The 22,934-nt window shown below is 72.9% G+C and carries 20 protein-coding genes and 1 tRNA gene; 10 read left to right on the plus strand and 11 right to left on the minus strand.

Features of this window, described 5'->3' with window-relative positions; translation table 11 throughout:
- Positions 1–16 precede the first annotated feature (16 nt).
- From Saso_RS14120 to Saso_RS14145, 6 genes are all read right to left on the minus strand, one after another.
- Positions 17–907: a carbohydrate ABC transporter permease gene (locus Saso_RS14120; RefSeq protein WP_189918165.1), complete on the minus strand. Its 891-nt coding sequence runs from the start codon at positions 905–907 to the stop codon at positions 17–19.
- Positions 904–1,884, minus strand: a complete 981-nt coding sequence (locus Saso_RS14125; protein ID WP_189918168.1) for a carbohydrate ABC transporter permease — start codon at positions 1,882–1,884, stop codon at positions 904–906. Before Saso_RS14125 ends, Saso_RS14120 begins: the two co-directional genes overlap by 4 nt.
- A complete protein-coding gene (locus tag Saso_RS14130; protein WP_189918169.1) occupies positions 1,881–3,197 on the minus strand; it encodes an ABC transporter substrate-binding protein in 1,317 nt (438 codons plus the stop codon). The genes Saso_RS14125 and Saso_RS14130 overlap by 4 nt, the downstream gene beginning before the upstream one ends.
- Positions 3,198–3,388: 191 nt before the next feature.
- A complete protein-coding gene (locus Saso_RS14135) occupies positions 3,389–4,855 on the minus strand; it encodes a glycoside hydrolase family 18 protein (RefSeq protein ID WP_189918170.1) in 1,467 nt (488 codons plus the stop codon).
- A gap of 181 nt (positions 4,856–5,036) precedes the next feature.
- Positions 5,037–6,410 (minus strand): sensor histidine kinase, encoded by a 1,374-nt coding sequence (locus tag Saso_RS14140; RefSeq protein ID WP_189918171.1) that lies wholly within the window; start codon positions 6,408–6,410, stop codon positions 5,037–5,039.
- The gene (locus Saso_RS14145) at positions 6,407–7,126 is read right to left on the minus strand and encodes a response regulator transcription factor (protein WP_189918172.1); all 720 of its coding nucleotides are present in this window, start codon (positions 7,124–7,126) and stop codon (positions 6,407–6,409) included. Before Saso_RS14145 ends, Saso_RS14140 begins: the two co-directional genes overlap by 4 nt.
- A gap of 141 nt (positions 7,127–7,267) precedes the next feature.
- Between Saso_RS14145 and Saso_RS14150 the strand changes: the two genes are divergently transcribed.
- On the plus strand, positions 7,268–7,795 hold the full coding sequence (locus Saso_RS14150; protein ID WP_189918173.1) for a hypothetical protein: 528 nt from the start codon (positions 7,268–7,270) through the stop codon (positions 7,793–7,795).
- Positions 7,796–7,883: 88 nt separating this feature from the next.
- Here the strand turns inward: Saso_RS14150 and Saso_RS14155 are convergent, their stop codons facing one another.
- Positions 7,884–8,750, minus strand: coding sequence for a spermidine synthase (locus Saso_RS14155; protein WP_189918174.1), 867 nt, complete (start codon positions 8,748–8,750; stop codon positions 7,884–7,886).
- 74 nt (positions 8,751–8,824) lie between these two features.
- Entirely contained in the window at positions 8,825–9,217 is a 393-nt protein-coding gene (locus Saso_RS14160) for a hypothetical protein (RefSeq protein ID WP_189918176.1), read from the minus strand.
- A gap of 256 nt (positions 9,218–9,473) precedes the next feature.
- Here Saso_RS14160 and Saso_RS14165 point away from each other — a divergent pair, with 256 nt between their 5' ends.
- Positions 9,474–10,931 carry a hypothetical protein gene (locus Saso_RS14165; protein ID WP_189918178.1) on the plus strand — a complete coding sequence of 486 codons (1,458 nt, stop codon included), beginning with the start codon at positions 9,474–9,476 and terminating at the stop codon, positions 10,929–10,931.
- A 71-nt stretch (positions 10,932–11,002) separates the two neighbouring features.
- On the opposite strand, the gene Saso_RS14170 is transcribed toward Saso_RS14165, so the two are convergent.
- Positions 11,003–11,596, minus strand: coding sequence for a histidine phosphatase family protein (locus tag Saso_RS14170; RefSeq protein ID WP_189918180.1), 594 nt, complete (start codon positions 11,594–11,596; stop codon positions 11,003–11,005).
- A gap of 223 nt (positions 11,597–11,819) precedes the next feature.
- On the opposite strand from Saso_RS14170, the gene Saso_RS14175 reads away from it, so the two are divergent.
- The 7 genes from Saso_RS14175 to Saso_RS14205 all read left to right on the plus strand — a co-directional run bounded on the left by Saso_RS14175 (position 11,820) and on the right by Saso_RS14205 (position 18,146).
- Positions 11,820–12,773: a phosphatase PAP2 family protein gene (locus tag Saso_RS14175; RefSeq protein ID WP_189918182.1), complete on the plus strand. Its 954-nt coding sequence runs from the start codon at positions 11,820–11,822 to the stop codon at positions 12,771–12,773.
- Entirely contained in the window at positions 12,724–13,845 is a 1,122-nt protein-coding gene (locus Saso_RS14180; protein WP_189918184.1) for a hypothetical protein, read from the plus strand. The genes Saso_RS14175 and Saso_RS14180 overlap by 50 nt, the downstream gene beginning before the upstream one ends.
- A complete protein-coding gene (locus Saso_RS14185; protein WP_189918185.1) occupies positions 13,836–15,425 on the plus strand; it encodes a hypothetical protein in 1,590 nt (529 codons plus the stop codon). Before Saso_RS14180 ends, Saso_RS14185 begins: the two co-directional genes overlap by 10 nt.
- Positions 15,422–16,762: an AAA family ATPase gene (locus tag Saso_RS14190; protein ID WP_189918187.1), complete on the plus strand. Its 1,341-nt coding sequence runs from the start codon at positions 15,422–15,424 to the stop codon at positions 16,760–16,762. Before Saso_RS14185 ends, Saso_RS14190 begins: the two co-directional genes overlap by 4 nt.
- A 202-nt stretch (positions 16,763–16,964) precedes the next feature.
- Positions 16,965–17,333: a hypothetical protein gene (locus Saso_RS14195; RefSeq protein ID WP_189918189.1), complete on the plus strand. Its 369-nt coding sequence runs from the start codon at positions 16,965–16,967 to the stop codon at positions 17,331–17,333.
- A 158-nt stretch (positions 17,334–17,491) separates the two neighbouring features.
- Positions 17,492–18,082, plus strand: a complete 591-nt coding sequence (locus Saso_RS14200; RefSeq protein ID WP_189918191.1) for a bifunctional DNA primase/polymerase — start codon at positions 17,492–17,494, stop codon at positions 18,080–18,082.
- Positions 18,073–18,146 (plus strand) — tRNA-Lys (locus Saso_RS14205). Before Saso_RS14200 ends, Saso_RS14205 begins: the two co-directional genes overlap by 10 nt.
- Before the next feature lie 96 nt (positions 18,147–18,242).
- Here the strand turns inward: Saso_RS14205 and Saso_RS14210 are convergent.
- On the minus strand, positions 18,243–19,532 hold the full coding sequence (locus Saso_RS14210; protein ID WP_230426621.1) for a M6 family metalloprotease domain-containing protein: 1,290 nt from the start codon (positions 19,530–19,532) through the stop codon (positions 18,243–18,245).
- Between the two features lie 316 nt (positions 19,533–19,848).
- On the opposite strand from Saso_RS14210, the gene Saso_RS14215 reads away from it, so the two are divergent.
- Positions 19,849–21,723, plus strand: coding sequence for a putative bifunctional diguanylate cyclase/phosphodiesterase (locus tag Saso_RS14215; protein WP_229901038.1), 1,875 nt, complete (start codon positions 19,849–19,851; stop codon positions 21,721–21,723).
- Here Saso_RS14215 and Saso_RS14220 read toward each other — a convergent pair.
- Positions 21,702–22,826 (minus strand): LLM class flavin-dependent oxidoreductase, encoded by a 1,125-nt coding sequence (locus tag Saso_RS14220; protein WP_372442437.1) that lies wholly within the window; start codon positions 22,824–22,826, stop codon positions 21,702–21,704. The two genes, Saso_RS14215 and Saso_RS14220, sit on opposite strands and share 22 nt — an antisense overlap.
- Positions 22,827–22,934 lie beyond the last annotated feature (108 nt).

Below are 22,934 nucleotides of genomic sequence, written 5' to 3' on the forward strand. Positions count from 1 at the left end.
AGCGGGATGAAGGGGCTCAGCCCTTGTTGGCACCGAGGGTGAGGCCGCTGACGAACTGGCGCTGGAGCGCGAAGTACACGATCAGGGTGGGGATCGCGGTGAGCAGGGCGCCGGCGGCGACGAGGTTGGGGTCGGTGAAGTACTGGCCGGAGAGGTTGTTCAGGGCCGAGGTGATCGGCATGTTCTCGCCGGTGGAGATCAGCACGATCGCCCAGAAGAAGTCGTTGTAGATCCAGATGGACAGCAGGGTCGCGAGGGCGGCCATCGCGGGCTTGCACAGGGGCAGCACGATCTGCCAGTACAGCCGCCACACGGAGGCGCCGTCGACGAGGGCGGCCTCGGTCAGTTCGTGGGGCAGGGAGCGCATGTAGTTGCTCAGCACGAACGCGCAGAACCCGGACTGGAAGGCCACGTGGATGAGGACCAGGCCGAGCGCGGAGTCGTAGAGCTTGCCGCTCATGGTGATGCCGGGCAGGTCGATCAGGAGGTACAGCCGGTACAGCGGGGTGATGATCACCTGCTGCGGGAGGAGGTTGCCCGCGGTGAACACCAGCAGCAGGAACAGGTTGACGCGGAAGTCGAAACGGCTGACGTAGAACGCGACCATGGACGCCAGCAGCAGCGTCAGCAGCACGGCCGGGACCGCGACGAGCAGCGTGTTCCCGAAGTAGTGCAGCATGTCGGACTGCTCGAAGGCGTTGGTGAAGTTGTCGAGGGACAGCTTGTCGGGCCAGGAGACGTAGCCCTTGTCGCTGGTCTCGGAGTAAGGGCGCAGGGCCGCGAACACCGCCCACAGCAGGGGGGCGAGCCAGGCCAGCGCGGTGACGACGAGGAAGGTGTGCAGCAGGATCCGGGCGGGGCGCACCGGTGTGCGCCGCGGTGCGAGGGGGTCGGTGGCCGTGCTCATGCGCGTCGCTCCTTGCGGAAGGTAGCGATCAGGTACGGGATGATCACGGCGAGGGAGATCACCAGGAGGACGACGGCGATCGCGGAGCCGTATCCGATCCGGCTGGACTCGCCGATGATGTTGTTGGTGACCAGGATGGAGAGCAGTTCGGTGCCCTGGGCGCCCTTGTTGAAGACGAAGACCAGGTCGAAGGCGCGCAGCGCCTCGATGATCGTGACGACGAGTACGACGGTGTTGGTGGGGCGCAGGGTGGGGAAGATGACGTTCTTGAACGTCTGCCACTCGCTCGCGCCGTCCAGCGCCGAGGCCTCCCGCAGCGACGGGTCGACGCCCTTCAGGCCGGCCAGGTAGAGGATCATCATGTAGCCGGTGTGCCGCCAGGAGGCCGCCACCAGCACGGCCCACAGGTTGAGGTGCGGGTCGCCGATCCAGTCGATGTAGTGGCCGGGCCGGTTGGCGCCGATCAGGCTGTTGATCAGGCCGGTGTCGGGGTTGTAGACGAGCTGCCAGACGAAGCCGGTGACCGCGAGCGACACGACGACGGGGAGGAAGAAGGCCGTCTGGTAGACCCGGCTGAAGCGGATCTTCTTGTCCAGCTGGACGGCCAGGAACAGGCCCATCGGCGTCGGGATCAGGATGAGTACGACGAACCAGATGACGTTGTGCTGGACCGCGGGCCAGAACTGCGGGTTGTCCGTGAACAGCTGCCGGAAGTTGTCCAGGCCGACCCACTTGATGGAGTCGAAGCCGATGCCGTCCCAGGTGGTGAAGGCCAGGGCGATCGAGGCGAGGGCGGTCAGCCAGACGAGGGCCACGTGCAGGACCGTGGGCACGCCCGCCATGAAGGCGAGGGTGATCCGGTCGCGGCGGGTCAGCAGGCGCCGGTGGCCCTGCGGGACCCGCTTCTTCGGGGGTACGGGGCCCGGAGGCGGCACGGCGGCCGCCTCCGGGTTCTCGGTGGGGGCGTCGATGCTCATGCGGAGGCGAAGATCGTCTTCTTCTGGCGTTCGATCGACGACAGCAGACTGTCGACGCCCTTGGGGTTCTGGAGGAACTTCTGGAGCGAGGGCTGCATCACCGTGGAGGTGAAGTCGGGACGGCTGTCGCGGTCCATGAACTGGGTGAGGCTCTTGGCGCCGCCGATCATGTCGAACGCCTTCTTCTGCAACGCCGAGTACGCGGAGGTGTCGGCCTTGCCGGAGGCGGCCACGACGCTGGGGTCGCCCTTGAGGTAGAGCTCCTCGGCGGCCGGGCTGCCCAGGTACTCGAGCAGCTTGACGACGCCGTCGTGGTTCTTCGGGGACTTGCTGACCATGAAGCCGTCGGTGGGCGCCTCGACGGTGTCCTGCCCGTACGCGGAGTTGATCTCCGGGAAGGCGAAGAAGTCGAGGTCCGCCAGGTCCGCCTGGTCCGTGAACTGCTGGGCCACGAAGCTGCCCAGCAGGTACATGCCGGCCTTCTTCGCCACCAGGGTCTGGGCGGCGTCCTGCCAGGTGCGGCCCATGAAGCCGTCCTGGTGGTAGGGCAGCAGCTCGGCCCAGTGGTCGAAGGTGTCCTTGACCTTCGCGTCGGTCCAGGAGGCCTTGCCCGCCATCAGCTCGACGTGGAAGTCGTAGCCGTTGAGACGGAAGTTGATCTGGTCGAAGGTGCCCATCGCCGGCCAGGCGTCCTTGTCGCCGAACGCGATCGGGACGAGGCCGTCCTTCTTCATCTGCTTGCAGAGCGCGATCAGCTGGTCCCAGGTGGTGGGGACGGTGTAGCCGTGCTGCTGGAAGACGCTCTTGCGGTAGAAGACGGCCCACGGATACGTGGTCAGCGGCACGAAGTAGTACTTGCCGTCCGCGCCCTTGCTGAGCTTCTTCATCGCCTCGGGGAAGTTGTCCCCGATCTTCGCCCACACGTCGTCGATCGGCGAGGCGAGCTTCTTGGCCGCGAAGAACTGCATCCGGTAGCCGGCGAACCAGTTGAACACGTCGTCCGGGGTGCCCTGGAGGTAGGAGTTGATCTGCTCCTGGAACGTGTTGTGGTCCTTGGTGTTCACATCGACCGTGATCCCGGACTGCTTGCGGAACGCCGCGTAGACGTCGGCGAACGCCTTCTTCGGCACCGCGTCGGAGGCGTTGGAGCCGAGGGTGACGGTCTTCGGGTCCGCCGCGGTGCCGCTGCCGCCGCACGCGGACAGCAGGGGTATGCCGGCGCCGAGCACGGCCGCGCCGCCCAGACCGCGCAGAAGGGTGCGACGGCTCGGGGAGGGAAGGGCGAGGCGGCCGGAAGGAGAGACGTGGTGCATGAGCGGCTCCTGACGCGCGGTTCGGCCACGAGGTGTGGCTGAAAGCTGATCGGAATCGACCAGAAATCAACTTGACCGAACACTGGGTGGCGCAATAACAGCCGTATGTCCAGTCATGCGTCAAGAGCCGTCGGCTTCATTTGTCGAAACGTAATCGACACACCTTGATCACCGTTTCTCCGTGCTCTTGATCACTTGAAGGCCGCGAAAGCCTTCGAGAAGGCGGAGTCGGACTGGAGGATCGAGCTGCACGTGGCGTCCGCGGAGCTCTTGGCGCCGCCCGCGCACTGCTTGTCCCGGGTGGCCGACCACATCGACAGCCGGCCGAGCCCCTTGGACTTCGCGAAAGCGACGAGCTGGGTGGCGTCGTCCACCGTGAAGACCTCGGACGCGACGTCGTTCACACCGATCATCGGAGTGACCGCGACCGTCTTCCACGCGGCGGCGTCACTCAGCCCGAACACACTCTTGACCTGGGCCTGGGTAGCGGTGGCGGCCTGCTCGGCATAGGTGCCCATGTCACCGCTGTACGCCGGACCGTAGTCCATGGCCATGATGTTGACTGTGGTGGTCTTCACACCGTTCGCCTTGGCGTCGGAGAGCAACGTCACGCCGTCCTGGGTCAGCCCCTCGGGCATCACGGGGAGCGTGAAGGAGACGTCCAGACCCGGGTGCTGCCGCTGGAGCTCGGCTATCGCCCGGGCGCGACGGGTGTTCGCCGCCGCGTCGGGCAGCGCGCCGCCCTCGACGTCGAAGTCGACCTTGGTCAGCTTGAACAGGTCCACGGCCTTCCCGTACGCCGCGGCCAGCGCCTCCGCCGAGGAGCAGGTGGTCGCGAGCTCGGAGCCGGAGGCCCCGCCGAAGGAGACCCGGACATCGCCGCCCTTGGCCCGCAGGGCCCCGATCTGCGAGGCCACGCCGTCGCTCGCGAGGTCGGTCACACCGCCCCACTTGGGTGTGCAGCCGCCGCCGTCGGTGACGAACGCCAGGTTGTAGTCCTTCACGCCGGTGGCGCTCGCGCTGCCGAGGAGGTCGAAGGCGGGGTAGAGCGAGGTGTCGACGTAGGGGGCGAAGCCGGCCGAGCCGGTGGTGCCGGTACCGGAGCCGGTGCTCGGGGCGGGCGAGGTCGCGGGGGAGGTGGGGGCGGACGAGGCGGAGGAGGAGGCGGTCGGGCTCGGGGCGGCGGTCGGGCCCGCGGTCGTCGGCCGTCCGCTCGGCTCCGGCGTGGCGCCGCCGTCGGCGGAGCACCGGGCGCCGTCGACGAGACAACCGGTCGGATCCGCCTGCCCGTTCACGACGAACCCGACGGTGACGGACTCCCCGGCGGCGAGCCCGTCGGTGTCCCACTTGGGCGGCGAGACGGTCACGTGCCGCCCGCTGACGGCGGACTCGCCGTTCCACAGCGAGCTCAGCCGCGATCCGGCCGGCAGGTCGAACTCCAGCTTCCAGGCCGCCTTCGCCCGACCGCTGTCGTTCGTCACGACGTACTGCGCGGTGTACCCCGTCGACCAGTCGCTGGTCCGGGTGTAGGCGGCCCCGACCGACGCGGCCTGCGCGCTGCCGCCGAGGACGACGGCGCCACCGCCCACCACGGCCGCCGCGACGGCGCCGCCGATCATCTTGTTCCTGCCGCTGATCCTGCGCCGGTGCGTGCTCATGACGTGCCTGCCTTCACTGCTCACGGGGGTTCCCGGGGGGTGGGACGAGGCAGCACGCTAGCGATCCCGAAACGGGCAAAACGCCTGACAGGGACGGCGGTTCGCGTTCTTAGGGAGCGCTTAAGGAACACATCGGAGACGGTTAAAGGTCTGGACCGGTCGGGACCGGTCGGGCCGGCTCTCAGGAGCGGCGGGCGGCCCGCCTGCGCCGGCGGACGCTGCCCCGGTGGCCGCCCCGCACCGGTTCCCGGCCGTTCAGCTGGATCCAGATCCGCACCTCGGTACCCCCCAGGACCGAGGAGCCGATCCGCACGTCACCACCGGTCGACTCGGCGAGCCGGCGCACGATGTCCAGGCCGAGACCGGTCGAGCCCGCGGCGCCCGAGCCGCGGCCGCGGGCCATCGCCGCCTCCGGGTCGGGGATGCCCGGCCCCGCGTCCGAGACCAGCACGATCACCGCGTCCTCGCTGTCGTGGACGTCGACCGCGAAGGCCGTGCCCTCGGGCGTGTGCCGGAAGACGTTGCCGAGCAGGGCGTCCAGGGCGGCGGCGAGGTCGGTGCGGGTCACGGGTATCCGCACCGGGCGGTCCACCCCGGCCGTGCGCACCTTGCGGCCCTCGTCCTCCGCGAGCGCCGACCAGAACGCCATCCGCTCGCGGACCACCTCCGCCGCGTCGCAGCCCGCGCCCGGACCGGCGGCGGCCGTCTGCGGTTTGGCCTCCCGCGCCGTCCGGATGATCGTGTCCACCTCCCGCTCCAGCTGGGCGACCGCGGTCCTCGTCTGCTCGGCCGCGGCGGACCCGCCGAGGGAGGCCGCGTTCAGACGCAGCACCGTCAGCGGGGTACGCAGCCGGTGGGACAGGTCCGCCGCCAGCTCCCGCTCGTTGGCCAGCAGCTGGACGACCTGGTCGGCCATCGAGTTGAACGCCACCGCCGCGAGCCGCAGTTCGCTCGGTCCCTCCTCGGGGACCCTCGCCCCGAGCTGCCCCTCCCCCAGCTCGTGCGCACCCTCGACCAGCCGTTTCGCCGGTTGCACCATCCGTACGCCCAGCCGGTCGGCGACGGCGACCGAACCGACGACCAGCGCGGCCCCCACCGCCGCGAGCACCGCCCAGGCCGTGCCGACGCCGTTGCTCACCTCGGACTCGGGCACGTACACCTCGACCACCGCGGTCCCCAGGCTCAGCGCGACGGGCTGGAGCAGCGCGGAGCCGCCGGGCACCTGCGCGGTGGAGGCCCGGCCGAGCCGGCGCACGGCCGCGATGTCGGCGGCCGCCGCGCGCTGCCGGCCGAGGTCGACGGCGGCCCGGCCCTCGCCCGCCGGGAGGTGGACCGCCATGCCGTCGTCGGAACCCGCCGCGGCGACGACGCGCTCCAGCTGGTCGCGGTCGGTCGTGATGGACAGCGCCGGGACCACGACCGCGGCCTCCCGCTCGGCGTTGGAGAACGCGCGGTCGCGGGCCATCTCCTTGACGACCAGGCCGAGCGGGACCGCGAAGGCGATCACGACCATCGTGGTGACCGCCAGGCAGACCTTGACCAGTGCCCATCTCATCGCAGCGGTTCCGTCCCCCCGGGCTGCGCGGCCGGCGGCTCCAGCTTCACGCCGACACCGCGCAGGGTGTGCAGATAGCGCGGCCGCGCCGCCGTCTCGCCCAGTTTGCGGCGCAGCCAGGACAGGTGGACGTCGATGGTCTGGTCGTCACCGTAGGACTGCTGCCACACCTCGGCGAGCAGCTCCCGGCGCGGGACCACCACTCCGGGGCGGCCGGCGAGGAACGCCAGCAGGTCGAACTCGCGCCGGGTCAGGTCCAGCCGGGCGCCGTCCAGTTCGGCCTGCCGGCGCAGCGGGTCGACGGTCAGACCGCCGACGCGGATGACGCTGGAGGGCGACGGCTCGGCGGCCGCGGACCGGGCCCGCCGCAGCACGGCGGCCATCCGCGCCGACAGGTGCTCCACCGAGAACGGCTTGGTCAGGTAGTCGTCCGCGCCCGCGTTCAGCAGCCGGACGATCTCGGCCTCGTCGTCGCGCGCGGTGGCGATGATGACCGGGACGTCCGTGATGCCGCGGAGCATCTTCAGCGCCTCGGAGCCGTCCAGATCGGGCAGGCCGAGGTCCAGGATGACCACGTCGAAGCGGAAATGGGCGACCTCGCGCAGCGCCTCCAGCGCCGTGCCGACGCTGCGCACGAGATGCGAGGCGTCGGTCAGCTGCCGGATGAGCGCCGAGCGGACGAACTGGTCGTCCTCGACCACGAGCACACTTGCCATGCGCGGCAACCTACGCCATGCGGGCGGAGGTCATTCGGGCCTGTGGACAACTCGGCTTCTGTGGACAGCCGGTGAGCGGACGGTGCGGCCGCGGGGCGGTCCGTGGGACACGGGTGAGGCGGGTGGGGCAAGATGGCCGCGATGCGCAGAGGACTCGTACACGTACTGGCCTGGTCGCTCGCCACGGGCGCGGCGGTCTCGCTGTCGTGGTGGGGTGTGCACACGGTGATGGCGGGCACGGCCTACGACCCGCCGCGCGCCCTGCCGCTGACCGCGGCCGAGGTGACCTCGCGGCCGTCGGGCCCGTCGGCCTCGGCGACGGGCCGGCCGTCGGCGGAGACGACGACGCCGAGCCCCACCCCGTCCCCGAGCCGTACCCCGACGGCCCCGGCGCCTTCCCGGACGGCGGCCCCGAGCCCCTCCGTCTCCCCCGCTCCCGCCACCTCGGGGCAGGTCAAGAGCTACGACACCGACGGCGGCCGGGTCGTCTTCGACCTGGGCGAGACCTCCGCGACGCTCGTCTCGGCCACTCCGGGCGCGGGCTGGACGATGCAGGTGTGGAAGACGCCGTCGTGGATCAGGGTGGAGTTCGGCTCCGGCGCGGACCGGGTGTCCGTCTTCTGCACCTGGCACGACGGACCGCCCCGGGTCGAGGTGGGCACCTACTAGGGCGCGTCCCGCGAGGAGCGTCGTCCGCCCGGCGGGATCTCCCTGCGGGCAGGGGCCCGGCCCAGCGGAACCGGGAGCGGGCCCCGGCTCAGCGGAAGACCGAGGGCGGCGGTGCGGGTGAGGCCACCGCCGAAGCGTCCGCGACCACCGCCGCGCCCCCGGTGAAGTCCCTGAGCGCCCGGCCGTGCTCGACCCGGCCGGGATGCGGGTCGGAGGCGGCCCGGCGGGTCAGTTCCGCGGCCGGCAGCGGCAGATCGCAGGCGACGAGCACGGCGTTGCCGAACCGCTTGCCGCGCAGCACGGTCGGGTCCGCGACCAGCGCCAGTTCGGCGAACCGGGCGGCGGCGGTGGCGATCTGGCCGCGCAGATGCGCGAGCGGCGGGCCGTCGGCGATGTTGGCGGCGTAGACCCCGCCGGGCCGCAGCGCCCTGCGGACCTCGTCGAGGAACTCGGTCGAGGTGAGGTGGGCGGGGGTGCGGGCGCCGCTGAACACGTCGGCCACGACGAGATCGGCCCACGCGTCGGGCACCTTGGCGAGCCCCTCGCGTGCGTCGAGGGACCTCACCCTGATCCGCGCCCCGGGATCCAGCGGCAGTTCCCGGCGGACCAACCGGACGAGAGCGGCGTCCCGTTCGACGATCTGCTGGGTGGAGCGGGGGCGGGTTGCGGCGACGTAGCGGGCGAGGGTGAACGCGCCGCCGCCGAGGTGCACGGCGTGCAGCGGCCGGCCGGCCGGGGCGACGAGGTCGATGACATGACCCAGGCGCCGCTGGTACTCGAAGGAGAGGTGCCCGGGGTCGTCGAGGTCGACGTGCGACTGGGGGGCGCCGTCGATGAGCAGCGTCCAGGCCCGCGCCCGGTCCCGGTCGGGGACGAGCTGGGCGAGCCCGCCGTCGACGGTCTCGACGACGGCGTCGGCGTCCCGCTCGCGCCGGGTGTTCCTGGACTTTCCCATGCCGGTATTTTCGCAGGCCCGCCGGTGTCACGGCGCGCGCGGTCGGGGGACGCCCGGGCGGCACGCCGAAGGCGTCAGCGGCAGCTGTCCGCCGCCTCGATCAGCCGGGCCGCCTCGCCCAGCGCCCTGCGCAGCACCGCCGGATCCGTCGCGAGGTCCGCCTCGCCCGGGGGCACCAGCCAGTCCGAGCCCCGGTCCGGGGGCTCGGGGGCGAGTCTCAGTCCCCGGCCGTCGGTCCCCGTGCAGGTGCTGCCCGGCACGTCCCAGGCCGCCGCCGTGCCGGCCGGCACCACGAAGCCCAGGGTGTCGTCGCCGTCGTCGTGCAGGACGGGGCCCACCCCGTCCGGCGCCGGTCCCCTCCGCAGGATGTCGACCGCCTCCAGACCGTGCCGGGTGGGCACCGTCACCAGATCGCACGCCACCACCGGCGACGCAGAAGAATCGTTGTTGCTCTGGCTGGTCTCCATCCCGGCCTCCACCGCGCAGCCCACCTGTAGTCCGCACGGCTCAACGCGTCAGGACGTCAAGGGCTACGGCGGAAGTCCGCCGCAAAGGATGGCAGTTCATGGCAGATCGCGGATGAGATATCCGATTTGTAGCCAAACACCGCATGGCGGCCCGACCACAGCAGGTACGTTCTTGCCCGCCGGGAACAAGGGTGCCACACGGACAACTCATCCCTCTTCCGGCATGGTTCGACGGTTCGCACGAGAGGACCCGGCCATGGCGTCGTCAACGGTGACCCCACCTCGGCCCGACCGGCCGGCACGGCCCAACCTCACCTTCCGGCTTCTGCGCGGACACCGCTCGCCGGCCGAGTTCGCCGCGCTGGTGCGGCGGGCCGCGCGGGAGATCGGCGAGCGGGTGAGCTGCGACGCGCGCTACATCGGGCGCGTCGAGGCGGGGGAGATCCGCTGTCCCAACTACGCGTACGAGCGGGTGTTCCTGCACATGTTCCCCGGCCGCACACTCACCGATCTGGGGTTCGCGCCCCGTGCCTCGGTACGCGGCCGGGGGGCGCGCCCCGCGGCCGACGCGCCCTGCACCCACACCACGAGACCGGAGCGCACCACCAGTGACGGACGGGACACCGATGAGACGGGTGGGGCGCATGAGCCGTATGACACGCAGGACCCGTACGACACGCACCACGACACCGAGGAGAGCGACGTGCTGCGTCGCGCATTCATGACCGGCGGAGGTGCCACCATGGCCGCCGCCACCCTGGGCCCCCGCGGGCTCACCCACGACGCGTCGGCGAAACGCCGGACGCGCCGCGCGGGCACGAGCGAGGCCGGCGCCCTCGAAGAAGCGGTCCGCAGAATCCGGCTGCTCGACGACCGGCACGGGGCGGACGGCCTCTACCGGCGGGCGGCCGCCCCCCTGCGCGCCGCCTACGCGCTGCTGGACGCCGGGACCACCCGGCAGACCACCGCCGACCGGCTCCACTCGGGCGCCGGGGAGCTCGCCATCTCGGTCGGCTGGCTGGCCCACGACTCGGGCCGCTTCGACGACGCGCGCTCGCACTACGCGGAGGCCCTGGCGACCGCCCGGATGACCGGCGACGACGCCCTGGAGGCGCACGCCTTCTGCAACACGGCGTTCCTCGCGCGCGACGCGGGCCGCCCCCGCGAGGCGGTGCGCGCCGCCCAGGCGGCCCAGCGCGTGGCCCGTCCCCTGGGCTCGCCCCGTCTGATGTCGCTGCTGGCGCTGCGCGAGGCGGGCGGCTGGGCCGGACTCGCCGACCGCAGTGGCTGCGAGCAGGCGCTCGTCCGCGCCCAGGCCCTCTACGACCGGGGCTCGCGCGACGGCGATCCCGAGTGGATGAGCTTCTACGGCGAGGCCGAACTGGAGGGCCTCACGGCGCAGTGCTGGTCGACGCTGGGCGACTGGCCGCGCGCGGCCCGGCACGCGAAGCGGGCGGCGGACCTCCAGGACCCGCACTTCACGAGGAACATCGCGCTGTACACGGCGGAGCTGGCGGACGACCTCGCGCGCGGGGGCCGCCCCGACGAGGCCGCCGTGGCCGGGATGCGGGTGCTGGACCTCCTGGACCAGGTCCAGTCGTCGCGGATCCAGACGATGCTGGCGGGCACGGCCAGAGTGCTGCTGCCGCACCGGCGGGCGGGTGGAGTGTCGGCCTTCCTGGAGCGGCACGCCTCCACACCGCGCAGGGTGTGAGCCACGGCGCGTGCCGCGAGCGCCCGGGGGCGGTCGCCGGTGGTCTCCGCGGTCGGCCTACGCGCCCGCGCTCACCCGAGGTGCCCGAGGTCGTTCCAGCTCTCGATCGCCGGTTCGCCGTACGCCCAGCCGAGGACCGACAACGACGTCGGGTTCAGACGTATCCGGGCCGCGAAGTCCAGCGGCAGGCCCAGCCAGCGGGCCCCGATGGAGCGGAGGATGTGCCCGTGCGCGAAGATCAGCACGTCCCGGTCGGCCGAGCGGGCCCAGGCCACGGCCTCGTCCGCGCGGGCGGTCACCTCGGCGAGGGTCTCGCCCTCGGGGACGCCGTCGCGCCAGATCAGCCAGCCGGGCCGGACGGCCTGGATCTCGGCGGGGGTCATGCCCTCGTAGGCGCCGTAGTGCCACTCCATGAGGGTGTCCCAGACGGCGGCCCGGTCGCCGAACCCGGCGAGCTCACAGGTCTCCCGCGCGCGCACCAGCGGGCTGGTCCGTATCTCCACGTCCGCGAGACCGTCGAACGGCGCCCGGTGCAGCCGCTCGCCGAGCAGCTTGGCGCCCCTGCGGCCCTCCTCCAGGAGGGGCACGTCGGTCCGGCCGGTGTGCTTGCCGGACAGCGACCACTCGGTCTGCCCGTGCCGTGCCAGCAGGATGCGCGGTGCCATGGGGGACCTTTCCGGGGAAACCCTGGGCCGGACCAGGGAAGAAATCGGGGGCGGCTCCCCTCCATCATCGCTCACCCTGAACAGGGGCAACCCGGCGGGCGATCTCAGCGTCTTTGAGAGCCGGGGCGCCCCGAACCGGCGCGCGCCCACGCCGTAAAGTGGCCCGTCCCGCGCCATCGGCGCAGCAGCGACGACACAGCGACACGAAGGGGGAGGCGATCGGATGCCGCAGACCGAGACACCAGGCACCGAGGCGGCCCCGCGGGCACGGCTGCGCTGGTGGACCGAGCTGCCCCTGCTCGTGCTCGTGTACGCGTGCTACTCCGCGGGCCGGCTGCTCGCGCGGGGCGACGTCACCACCGCCGTGGACCACGGCCTGGCGATCCTGCGCGTCGAGAAGTTCCTGCACATCAACGCGGAGCACCCGCTGAACCGGCTGTTCCGGACGCAGGCCTGGATAGGCGTGCCCGCCGACTTCTGGTACGCGTCGCTGCACTACCTCGTGACCCCTGTGATCCTGGTCTGGCTGTTCCGGTCCCGGACCGCGCTCTACCGGGCGGCCCGCACCTGGCTGATGACGTCCACGTTCATCGGCCTCATCGGCTTCACGCTGCTGCCCACCTGCCCGCCCCGGCTGCTGTCGGCCGGCCACGGCTTCGTGGACACCATGGCCCAGTACAGCTCGTACGGCTGGTGGGGCGGCGAGGCGAGCGCGCCGCGCGGCATGGGCGGCATGACCAACCAGTACGCGGCCATGCCCAGCCTGCACGTCGGCTGGGCCCTGTGGTGCGGCGTCATGCTCTGGCGCCACGGCGGCACGCGCACGGCGAGGACGGCGGGCGTCCTCTACCCGCTGATCACGACCCTCGTGGTGATGGGCACCGCCAACCACTACTTCCTCGACGCGGTCGCGGGCGCGGCCGTGATGGGCGTGGGCCTGCTGCTGACACCCCTGGTGATGCGCGGCGCGGACCGCGCCCGGCGGTACTTCGCGGCCCGCGTCCCCCTGGTCGCGGCGGCCTCCACGGGACCGTCGGCCCCGATTGTCAGTGGCGGATGCCAGACTTCGACGGGTGAGCGAATTCCACGGCAGCGCGAGTCACCGTTCGGCCCCGGAGCCGAACCGGGTGCCACCCCCTCGGACGCGGGGGACGGCGCTCCGGCAGCGGCTCGCTGAGCTGCGCGGTCCCGGCACCCCGGCCAAGGCGCTGGACGCCCGTGCCCTCGCGGCCCTGGCCGCGAACCCCGGCTGCGAGCGGCGCGCGATCCTCGACGGCGCCGGGGTGGACAAGGCGACGCTCGCGGACGCGCTCGGCTCACCGTCGGCCTTCGGCCAGTCGCAGTTCGCCCTCACGCGGGGCAACGCGTTCGAGGCGAAGGTGAAGAAGGACGGCGGCGCGGAGCTGCTGCGGCTGGTGCACGAGCGGCTTGACCCCGGCGCCGCACCGCCCGCCGCGGCGGCCGTACCGGACCTGTCCGCGATCGGCCCCGAGGGCCGGACCGCCCGCACCGCGCTGGCCCTGCGCGAGGCCACCGCGGCGGCCGGCACCTGGACGCTGCTGGACCATCCGATGATCGCGCTGGAAGTCGCGGGCTCCCCCGCCTTCCTCGAACCCGACGCGGTCGTGGTGCACCCCGACGGCAGCTGGACCGTCGTGGAGATCAAGTCCTTCCCGATGCTCGACGGAGCGGCCGACCCGGCGAAGGTCGGCGCGGCCGCCCGCCAGTCCGCGGTCTACGTACTGGCCCTCGAGGAGATCGCCGCCCGCCTCGACCCGGCCCCGCGGGTACACCACCGCGTCCTGCTGGTCTGCCCCAAGGACTTCTCCAACCTGCCCACCGCCTCCGCCGTGGACGTGCGCAAACAGCGTGCGGTCACCCGCCGCCAGCTGGCCCGCCTCACCCGGGTCCAGGACATCGCCGACGCCCTCCCCGAGGGCGTCTGCTTCTCCCCCGAGCTGCCCGCCGAGCAGCTCACGGCGGCCGTCGAGGCGGTTCCGGCGGTGTACGCGCCCGAGTGCCTCGCCGCCTGCGAACTGGCCTTCCACTGCCGCGCCCGCGCACGCACGGCCGGCGCGGTCACCTCCCTGGGCCGTTCCGTGCGGGCCGACCTGGGCGGGCTGACGACCGTCGAGGACGTCCTGGCCGCGGCCCGCGGCGAGAGCGGCGACCCGCGGGATCCGGCGGTGGCCGCCCTGCGCCGGGCCGCGGAACTGCGCGCCGAGGCCCTGGGGACGATGTGTCGCTGATCACCACCCTCGCCCGTCTCGAGGCCGTCACCACCGGCCGCGCCCAGCCCACCGCCACCGTCCGGCACCGGCATCTGTCCGAGCGGCCGCTGGTGTTCGTCCCGCTGACCACCGCGGGCGAGGCCGGCGCCCCGCTGGGCGCGCTGGTCGGCACCGACCGTCGGGCGCCGCGGCTGCTCGTCGTGCCGCAGCCGCGCGACCGGGACCTGCGGTTCGCGTTCCTCGCCGAGCTCGCCGACGTGGTCCTGCCCTACGTGGACTCCTGCGCCGAAGCCGTCGAGACCGCCGAACGCAACGAGACCGACCCGGAGACCGGACGGCGCGTCAAGGTCGAGGTCGAGCTCTGCGCCGACGCGCCCCAGCTGATCGTGCCGAGCAGGGCGGGCGTCGAGTTCGTACGGCTCCTGGGCCGCTCCATGCGCTTTCGGCGCACGGCGGAGCAGGACCCCGAGACGCCGTATCCCGCGCCCCCGCGGGTGCCGTTGCTGGGCCGGTGGCTGACCCACTTCGGGGAGCGCGCGCGGGTGCCCGGCTCCTCGCTGCTGGCGGCGATGACGGAGCTCCTGGGGCTGCACTGGGCGACCGGGCAGTCCAGCCTGGAGGACCAGCATCTGGGGGCCCAGCTCGCCTGGATCGCGCCGCCGCCGGGCGAGCGGGGCGATCAGGCGGCCCTGCGGGCGGAACTGGCCCGGGGGGCCGACGGCCAGTTGTGGTGCCCGCCGGCCGGACCGGCGACCGACCCGGCCTTCGACAACAGACTGCTCGCCCCGGCCATCGAGCGCTACGACCGCGCGCGTACCGCCCTGGCCGCCGCCGAGGACGGCCTCGAGGCCGACGACCGGCTCGGCGCGCTCACGGCGGCGGAGCGGGAGATCCGCGAACTGGTGCTGAGCCGGACGCTCCCCACCTGGGAGAAGGTGTGGCAGGGCCTGGACCTGCTGCACGAGCTGCCCGAGGCCGCGCATGTCGAGGAGCGCTGGACCCGCGACCGCTGGTCGTTCACGGGCCACCGCGACCGGGTCGTCGCCGGGGAGCCGCCGCAGCCGCGGCGGGACGACGCGGTCACCGCCGCCAACAAGCTCGCCACCCGGGAGCGGGAACAGGCCCGGCTGGAGGCGCAGGAGGCGCTCGACGACCCGCTGGTGATGGCGGGGCGCAGACTGGCCGGGGAGGCGTTCGCCGGGGAGGTCGTCGACGTCGTCATGGCCTACAGCGAGAGCAAGCGGCCGAGTCCGCGCCCGCTGGTCACCGTACGGACGGACGACCGGCCGCATCTCGCGGAGCGGGCCAGGGCGTACCGGTCGCTGGGCGGCAAGCCGCAGGCGGCGGAGGTCGTGGAGCGGGCGGCGGAGGACCTCGTCGTGCTGCGGATCGTCGACCGGATGGGCCGGGGCAAGGAACCCGAGGCGGGGTCCGTGCCCGAGAAGGGCGACCGGCTCTGCTTCACCCTCTTCGAGCACGAGCAGCGCGGCGGCGCGAAGCTGCCCGACCCGGAGAACACGCCGTGGACGCACGGCGGGCCGCCGGGCGAGCAGGTGCCCGAGGCCCCCGATTCCGTCACCCAGGAGGACGTCCTGTGACCACCGAGGCCGCCGTCGACCCCGGTACCGCCGCCACCCGCGCCACCGACGCGATCCTGCGCGACACGCTGCACGGCACCGCGCGCGGGGTGGTGGTCGACTCCCCGCCGGGCGCCGGGAAGTCCACGCTCGTCGTGCGCGCGGCGCTGGAACTGGCGGAAGCCGGGCGGCCGTTGATGGTGGTCGCGCAGACCAACGCGCAGGTCGACGACCTGGTCGTGCGGCTCGCCGCGAAGAACCCCGGGCTGCCGGTGGGCCGGCTGCACAGCAGCGACAGCGACCCGTACGACACGGTCCTCGACGAGCTTCCCCAGGTCAGGAAGTCGGCGAAGGCGGGCGATCTGGCGGGGCTGCCGGTGGTGATCTCCACCGCCGCCAAGTGGGCGCACGTGAAGGTCGACGAGCCGTGGCGGCACGCGATCGTGGACGAGGCGTACCAGATGCGGTCGGACGGTCTGCTGGCCGTGGCCGGGCTGTTCGAGCGGGCGCTGTTCGTGGGCGACCCCGGACAGCTGGACCCGTTCTCGATCGTCGGCGGCGAGCAGTGGGCGGGGCTGTCGTACGACCCGTCGGCGTCGGCGGTGAGCACCCTGCTCGCACACAACCCCGACCTGCCCCAGCACCGGCTGCCGGTGTCCTGGCGGCTCCCGGCGTCGGCGGCGCCCCTGGTCTCCGACGCGTTCTACCCGTACACCCCGTTCCGCAGCGGCACCGGGCACGGCGACCGGCGGCTGTCCTTCGCCGTGCCCTCGGACGGTTCGGGCACCGACCGGGTGATCGACGAGGCGGCGCGGTCGGGCTGGGGCCTGCTGGAGCTGCCCGCCCGGCACACGCCCCGGACGGACCCGGAGGCCGTGCGGGCCGTCGCCACGGTCGTGCGGCGGCTGCTGGACCGGGGCGGCGCCGCCGTCTCGGAGCTCTCCGCCGATCCGGCGCCGCTGACCGCCGGCCGGGTCGCCGTGGGCACGGCGCACCGCGACCAGGCGGCGGCCGTGCGGGCGGCACTGGCGGACCTGGGTGTCGTGGACGTGACCGTGGACACGGCGAACCGGCTCCAGGGCATGGAGTTCGACGTCACGGTCGTGCTGCACCCACTCTCCGGCCGGCCCGACGCCACCGCCTTCCATCTGGAGACGGGCCGTCTGTGCGTCCTGGCCTCCCGTCACCGGCACGCGTGCGTGGTGGTGTGCCGGGCGGGCGTGGGCGACCTGCTCGACGCCTACCCGTCGACGGAGCCGGTCCAGCTGGGAACCCTCGTGAAGTTCCCGGACGGCTGGGAGGCGAACCACGCGGTCCTGGCCCACCTCGCGGAACACCGCGTGCCCTGGCGCCCCTGATCCCTGCCCCGATCCACGCCCTGATCCCTTGGCGCGGGCGGGAGGCCGGGGCGTTCGAACCCGACGGGAACACCGGGGGCGCCGGGAGGCTTGAGAGTGCGGGGCGGAGTGGGCCTTGCGCCATCGGGGGACAATGGAGGGTGGTCCACTCCACCGGCGCCACGGCCGTGGCGTCATCCGAACCGTACGAGGAGGAGAAGACATGGCGGAGCCCACGCCGCGTCGGAACGAACCGCGGCTACGCCCCGCGCCCCTGCTCTTCGAGCCCGCCGAGGCGGCCGGTGATCCGGAGCACTTCTTCGACCTGGAGTCGATAGACGATCCGGCCGCGTTGCTCACCCGGGCGACGGAGCTGGCGCTCGCCTTCCGGGCGGCGGCCGACCGGGCGGTGGAGTTCCAGGCCATGGCGGCGGCCCAGCTCGCCGACCCGCGCCGCTTCGACCGGCTGACCGCCGCGGACATCGGCGAACGCGCCGAGTGGACCGAGGACTACGCGAAGAAGATGGTCGAGTTCGGCCGCGATCTGCTGCGGGGTGGCACCGAGGGACGCGGCCACGCCGACCCCGTCTGAGCCGGTCCGTCCGAACCGGAGACCCTGCCCGGGACCCGCCCGTGCGGCCGTTCGGATGGCATATGCCGGGCGGGCAAGATACCCCTCTTCCGTCCCTCCCGTCCCGGTTTCCGGCAACCCTGTGAGATCGGTCGTTCACACCCGGTACACCTGGCGGTATGAGCAGCGCATGCGACGACGAACCCCTCGGTGTCACCCCGGACGGTGCCGCCTGGCTGGCCTCCGCCGGGACGTATCCGCGCAGCACGCTCGCCCACTGGCGGGAGCGGCCCGACGCACCGGTGGTGCTGCCCTGCGGCTCCGCGTTCGACGTCGTCAGCGCGCCGGCGGTGTTCGGGCGGCTGATGCTCGACCGGCTGTGGGGCGACGGGCCCGGCTCGGGGCCCGTGGCGGCGTTCCGCGGCCGGACACTGCTGTTCGCGGCGCCCGGCACCGCGCAGCGGCTGCCCTCCCTGCTGGAGTGGGAGGAGTGGAGCGCCGAGGGCCGACGCGACGGCCGTACCGCGACGGTGCCGCCGCTGCTGTGCCACGGCACGGGCGACGCGGTGACCGTGCCCGCCCTCACCCCCGCGCCCGGCGGCGCGTCGACGCGCTGGCTGGTCGCCCCGGACACCCGTCACCCCTGGCTGCCGGGCCCGGAGATCCTGCTGTGGGCGGCCGTGCGGGCGGCCCGTTCAGCGGTGCGGATTTCGATTTCTCCTCCCCAGGATCAGGATGCTAAGGTCTACGACGTCAGCAGGCGCCGCTAGCTCAGTTGGTTAGAGCAGCTGACTCTTAATCAGCGGGTCCGGGGTTCGAGTCCCTGGCGGCGCACGACAACGACGAGGGGCCTTGACCGCGGAAACGCGGTCAAGGCCCCTCGTCGTTCTCCCGCAACACGACCGCGCCGCGCTCGCGCCGCGGCCTCGGTCAGAGCTTCGTCCCGGGTGTGATCCGCACCGTCCACTCCCCCGACGGCGTGCGCCCCTCCACGTCCACGCGTACCCCGCTGCCGGGCACCGTGAAGGTCTCGCCGAGGGCGACGGGGGCGTCCGCGAGCGGTGGATAGACGGAGTTCTCCCAGCAGGCCTCGGTACGGGGGTGGGCGTCGATCACCTCGACCGGGCCCCGGCCGGACCGGGCGCCGCTGCTGATGCGGTAGACGAGGACACCGCTGCGGCAGGCCGCCCGGTCGTTCCCGGCGGGGCTTCGCACCTCGAAGGCGAGCGCGCCGTCGGGGCCGGTGCGCACCACGGCGAGCTTGACGCCGTTGCCCAGTCCGAAGGCCGGCGCCCCGGCGGCCCGGGTGGCGGGGCCGCCGGGTCCGGCGCCCAGCGGCTCCATCGTCAGCCGGGTCGGTCCCGGGCCCCGTACGCAGACCACCTGGCGCGGTTCCAGCCAGCCGAGCTTCCACTTGTGCCAGGCGAACAGGTCGGGGGCGAGGCCGAACTGGCTGCCCATCAGGTCCCAGTCGCCGACATAGGTGTCCCAGTCGCCCTTGCCGTCTGCGGGACGGTGGTAGAGGTCGGGCAGGTCGAAGACGTGACCGGTCTCGTGGGCGAGGACGAGACGGTCCGGGGGGTGCTGCTCGAAGACGGTGACGACCCGGCGGATGTCGGCGCCGTCGGCGTGCAGCGGGGTGTCCAGGTTGACGACCTTGGTGGCGTCGGAGTCGACGCCCGGCGCGTCCGGGTCGGCCACGAAGTAGACGACGTCGTAGCGGGAGAAGTCGACGTGCGGGTCGGCGGCGGCCAGCGCGTCGCGCAGGTAGGCGGCCCGGCTGCGGGGGTTCCAGTCGCGCTGTATGGCGTAGGACGTGGACGGCTTCGGCATGCGGATCCAGCGCTTCAGCGGATGCGCCTTCAGGCTGAACCGGTTGTAGGACGCCTGCCGGAAGAAGCGGTCGGTCGCCGGGAAGTGGTCGGCGGCGAGCTCGCCGGGGGAGGTCATCGGCGTCCAGTCGGGGAAGGACAGGAAGACCATCACCGCGTCGAGGGTGCGGGTGGGGCGCACATAGGCGCTGTTCCAGGTGTCCACCCCCTCCGAGTGGTGGGCGGTGGTGCGGGCCAGGGCGCACGGGGCGGCGGAGAAGGGCTCGGCCACCGAGGGTCCACTGACGAGCGAGTTCGCGACCAGCGCCGAAAGGGTGGTGAACACGGCCGCGCCGCTGCGCAGTCGGGGGCGCGGGAGCAGTCGCGGACGTCGCGGCAGTCGCGGCACAGGGACCTCCGGAAGGCGGTTCACGGGACACCGCCACCCAGCCTGTGTGAATTTGTCGTACTACGCCCTGTTTGTCTGCCCCAGACGAGTGAGGAGCCCGAAAGCGGGCATCACCTCGACACCCCCGGAATTCTCACGGAACGTCACAAGCGGTCGTCCCCCCGCAGAACCGGGCCAGGTGCGGGCAGAAACGATCTGTCAGAAAGGCCGGTTGTTCGGGGACACTGGGCAGTGGCTGCGCGGGTCCGGGGGCAGCCTCTATGATCGGCAGACTTTCCTGCACGGACAGCGATCGAGTGCACTGCGGGAGCGAGCGGTGAGCGGAACGTCCGAAGGGTCGACGCCCGCGGCAGACCTCGACCGGTCAGCCGTCACAGAGAGTGACATCCATGGTACGGAAAGCGGAGCCCCGGTGCTTTGGCCTGCGGCCTACCGCTCCGCCTTCGCGGCGGCACCCCTGGCCATGGCGGTGGTCGACGGCGAGGGCCGGATCGTCGACGCCAACGACGCGCTCGGCGTCCTGCTCGGCGTCGCGGACGCCGGCCCGGCCGGACGGGTCGCCGCCGAACTGCTGGACCTGGCCTCCGACCCCCGCACCTGGCACGCCTACCGCGAGGTGCTGCGCGGCCGGCAGGCGAAGCTGCGCTGCACCCGGCGCCTGAAGCTGCCCGACGGGCGCTCCCTGTGGGCGCAGGTCACCGTCTCCCCGCTCGACGGGGGAACGCCCGGCGCCGTCCTGCTGTCCGTCGCCGACGTCAGCGCCCACCGTGACCTCCAGGCGCGGCTGCGCCACCTCCAGATGCACGATCCGGTGACCCGGCTGCCCAACCGGACCCTGTTCTTCGAGCGGGTGTCCGCGGCGCTGGAGACGGAGGTGTACGAGCAGAGCGGGACCGGCCGGATCGGCCTGTGCTACCTGGACCTGGACGGCTTCAAGGCGGTCAACGACACCCTCGGCCACCGGGTCGGCGACCTGCTGCTGGCCGCCGTCGCCGACCGGCTGACGGAGTGCGCCGAGGAGGCCGGGCGGACCCGGCCGAGCGTGCCGCTGGTGGCCCGGCTCGGCGGTGACGAGTTCGCCCTGCTGGTGGAGGACTCCACCGGCACCGAGCAGCTCGCGGACCTCGCCGAGTCCGTGCTCAAGGCGCTCCAGGCCCCCATCGACCTGGCCGGACACCGGCTGAACGTGTCCGCGTCCATCGGTGTGGTGGAGCGCCACGCGGCCGGCACCACGGCGACCGGTCTGATGCAGGCCGCCGACACGACCCTGTACTGGGCGAAGGTGGACGGCAAGGACCGCTGGACGCTGTTCGACCCCGAGCGCAACGCCCATCTGATGACCCGGCAGGCCCTGGCCTCCACGCTGCGCCCCGCCATCGAGCGCGGCGAGTTCCGCCTCGACTACCAGCCGCTGGTCGGCATGTCGGACGGCAGGCTGCGCGGGGTGGAGGCGCTGGTGCGCTGGGACCACCCCCGCTTCGGCCTGCTGTCGCCGAATCGGTTCGTCGCGCTGGCCGAGGAGGACGGCTCGATCGTGCCGCTCGGCCGATGGGTTCTGGCCACCGCCTGCCGGCAGGCCCGGCAGTGGCAGACGGACAATCCGGACTATCCGCCGCTGTTCGTCAGCGTCAACGTGGCGGTGCGTCAGGTGTGGGACTCCGACCTGGTGGCGGACGTGGCGGAGATCCTCGCCGAGACCGGGCTCGCGCCGCACCTGCTCCAGCTGGAACTGACCGAGTCGGCCGTGATGGGCTCGGCGGGACGGCCGCTCCAGGCCCTCCAGGCGCTCAGCGACATGGGGGTGGGCATCGCCATCGACGACTTCGGCACCGGCTACTCCAACCTCGCCTATCTGAGCCGGCTGCCGGTGTCCGTGCTCAAGCTCGACGGGTCCTTCGTGCGCGGCTTCCAGTACGAGGGCGCGGGGGCACCGCCGAACCCCGCCGACCAGGTCGTCGTCGAGGCGATGATCGCCCTCGCGCACCGGCTGGGGCTGACCGTCACCGCCGAGTGCGTGGAGACCTCCGCGCAGGCGACCCGGCTGCGCAGCATCGGCTGCGACACCGGGCAGGGGTGGCTGTACTCCCGTCCGGTGCCGCCCGACCGCATCTCCGAGCTGCTCGGGACCGAGTCCGGAACAGAGTCCGGAACCGAGTCCGGGAGCGAGACCTACGCCGTCGGCAACCCGTAGGCGTCCGCGATCAGTTCGTAGGAGCGCAGCCGCAGCTCACCGCGGTGGGCGTGGCTGGTGAGCATCAACTCGTCGGCTCCGGTGCGCTTGTGGAGGTCGTCGAGACCGGTGCGGACCTCGTCGGCCGTGCCGTGGATGATGTTCGCTCCCCAGGAATCGACGAACTCCCGCTCCAGCGGGCTGAACTCGTGCGCCTCGGCCTCCTCGGGAGAGGGGAAGAGACCGGGGCGGCCGCCGCGCAGCCGGATCATGTTGAGGCCGGTGGCCAGCACCTGGCGGCGGGCCTCGCGTTCCTCGTCGACGGCGAGCACGGAGACACCGATCAGGGCGTACGGCTCGGCGAGCACCGCGGACGGCCGGAAGGACTCCCGGTACAGGTCGAGGGCCGGGACGGTGTTCTGCGCGGAGAAGTGGTGCGCGAACGCGAAGGGCAGACCGAGCATGCCGGCCAGCCGGGCGCTGAAGCCGGAGGAGCCGAGCAGCCAGACGGGCGGCCGGTGCGACGACTGCACCCCGCCGGGCGACGTGCCCTGGACGGGGCCGGGGATGGCGTGGATCCGGCTGTAGCGGTGGCCGTCGGGGAAGTCGTCGTCCAGAAAGCGGACCAGTTCGGCGAGCTGCTCGGGGAAGTCGTCGGCGCCCTCGTGCAGGGTCGCGGTGCGGCGCAGGGCGGCGGCCGTGGCGCCGTCCGTCCCCGGGGCGCGGCCGAGACCCAGGTCGACCCGGCGGGGCGCCAGCGCCTCCAGGGTGCCGAACTGCTCGGCGACGACCAGGGGCGCGTGGTTGGGCAGCATCACACCGCCCGAGCCGAGGCGGATGCGGTCGGTGTGGGCGGCGAGGTGGGCGAGGATCACCGCGGGCGAGGAGGAGGCGACACCCGGCATCGAGTGGTGCTCGGCGACCCAGTAGCGGTGGAAGCCGCGCGACTCGGTGTACTTGGCGAGCTCGACGCTGGTGCGCAGGGCGTCGGTGGCGGTCCGGCCGGAGCCGACGGTGACCAGGTCCAGTACGGACAGCGGCGCCGGAGCGCTGCCCCGGGCCGCGGCCCGGATCCCGTCGCCGGCCGCCGCCGTCACATCGCTCGCCGTCTCGTCTGCCGCCACGGGGGTCCTCCTGCTCGTCGGCGCGTACTGTCCTGCGCAGCACAACAGGAGGGTGTCCCCGTTTGTTCCCGGCGGGGCCCGGCCGCCCCGCCCGGGGGCACCGGACCC

Source organism: Streptomyces asoensis (assembly GCF_016860545.1).
In the GTDB taxonomy this organism is placed as follows: domain Bacteria; phylum Actinomycetota; class Actinomycetes; order Streptomycetales; family Streptomycetaceae; genus Streptomyces; species Streptomyces asoensis.

Excerpts from the sequence above, each read along its gene's own strand:
- Saso_RS14200 (WP_189918191.1), top strand. The coding sequence starts at position 17,492 with ATGAGCAGCGCATGCGACGACGAACCCCTCGGTGTCACCCCGGACGGT.
- Saso_RS14170 (WP_189918180.1), bottom strand. The coding sequence starts at position 11,596 with ATGGCACCGCGCATCCTGCTGGCACGGCACGGGCAGACCGAGTGGTCG.
- Saso_RS14145 (WP_189918172.1), bottom strand. The coding sequence starts at position 7,126 with ATGGCAAGTGTGCTCGTGGTCGAGGACGACCAGTTCGTCCGCTCGGCG.
- Saso_RS14160 (WP_189918176.1), bottom strand. The coding sequence starts at position 9,217 with ATGGAGACCAGCCAGAGCAACAACGATTCTTCTGCGTCGCCGGTGGTG.
- Saso_RS14130 (WP_189918169.1), bottom strand. The coding sequence starts at position 3,197 with ATGCACCACGTCTCTCCTTCCGGCCGCCTCGCCCTTCCCTCCCCGAGC.
- Saso_RS14140 (WP_189918171.1), bottom strand. The coding sequence starts at position 6,410 with ATGAGATGGGCACTGGTCAAGGTCTGCCTGGCGGTCACCACGATGGTC.
- Saso_RS14150 (WP_189918173.1), top strand. The coding sequence starts at position 7,268 with ATGCGCAGAGGACTCGTACACGTACTGGCCTGGTCGCTCGCCACGGGC.
- Saso_RS14175 (WP_189918182.1), top strand. The coding sequence starts at position 11,820 with ATGCCGCAGACCGAGACACCAGGCACCGAGGCGGCCCCGCGGGCACGG.
- Saso_RS14195 (WP_189918189.1), top strand. The coding sequence starts at position 16,965 with ATGGCGGAGCCCACGCCGCGTCGGAACGAACCGCGGCTACGCCCCGCG.
- Saso_RS14120 (WP_189918165.1), bottom strand. The coding sequence starts at position 907 with ATGAGCACGGCCACCGACCCCCTCGCACCGCGGCGCACACCGGTGCGC.
- Saso_RS14165 (WP_189918178.1), top strand. The coding sequence starts at position 9,474 with ATGGCGTCGTCAACGGTGACCCCACCTCGGCCCGACCGGCCGGCACGG.
- Saso_RS14155 (WP_189918174.1), bottom strand. The coding sequence starts at position 8,750 with ATGGGAAAGTCCAGGAACACCCGGCGCGAGCGGGACGCCGACGCCGTC.
- Saso_RS14135 (WP_189918170.1), bottom strand. The coding sequence starts at position 4,855 with ATGAGCACGCACCGGCGCAGGATCAGCGGCAGGAACAAGATGATCGGC.
- Saso_RS14125 (WP_189918168.1), bottom strand. The coding sequence starts at position 1,884 with ATGAGCATCGACGCCCCCACCGAGAACCCGGAGGCGGCCGCCGTGCCG.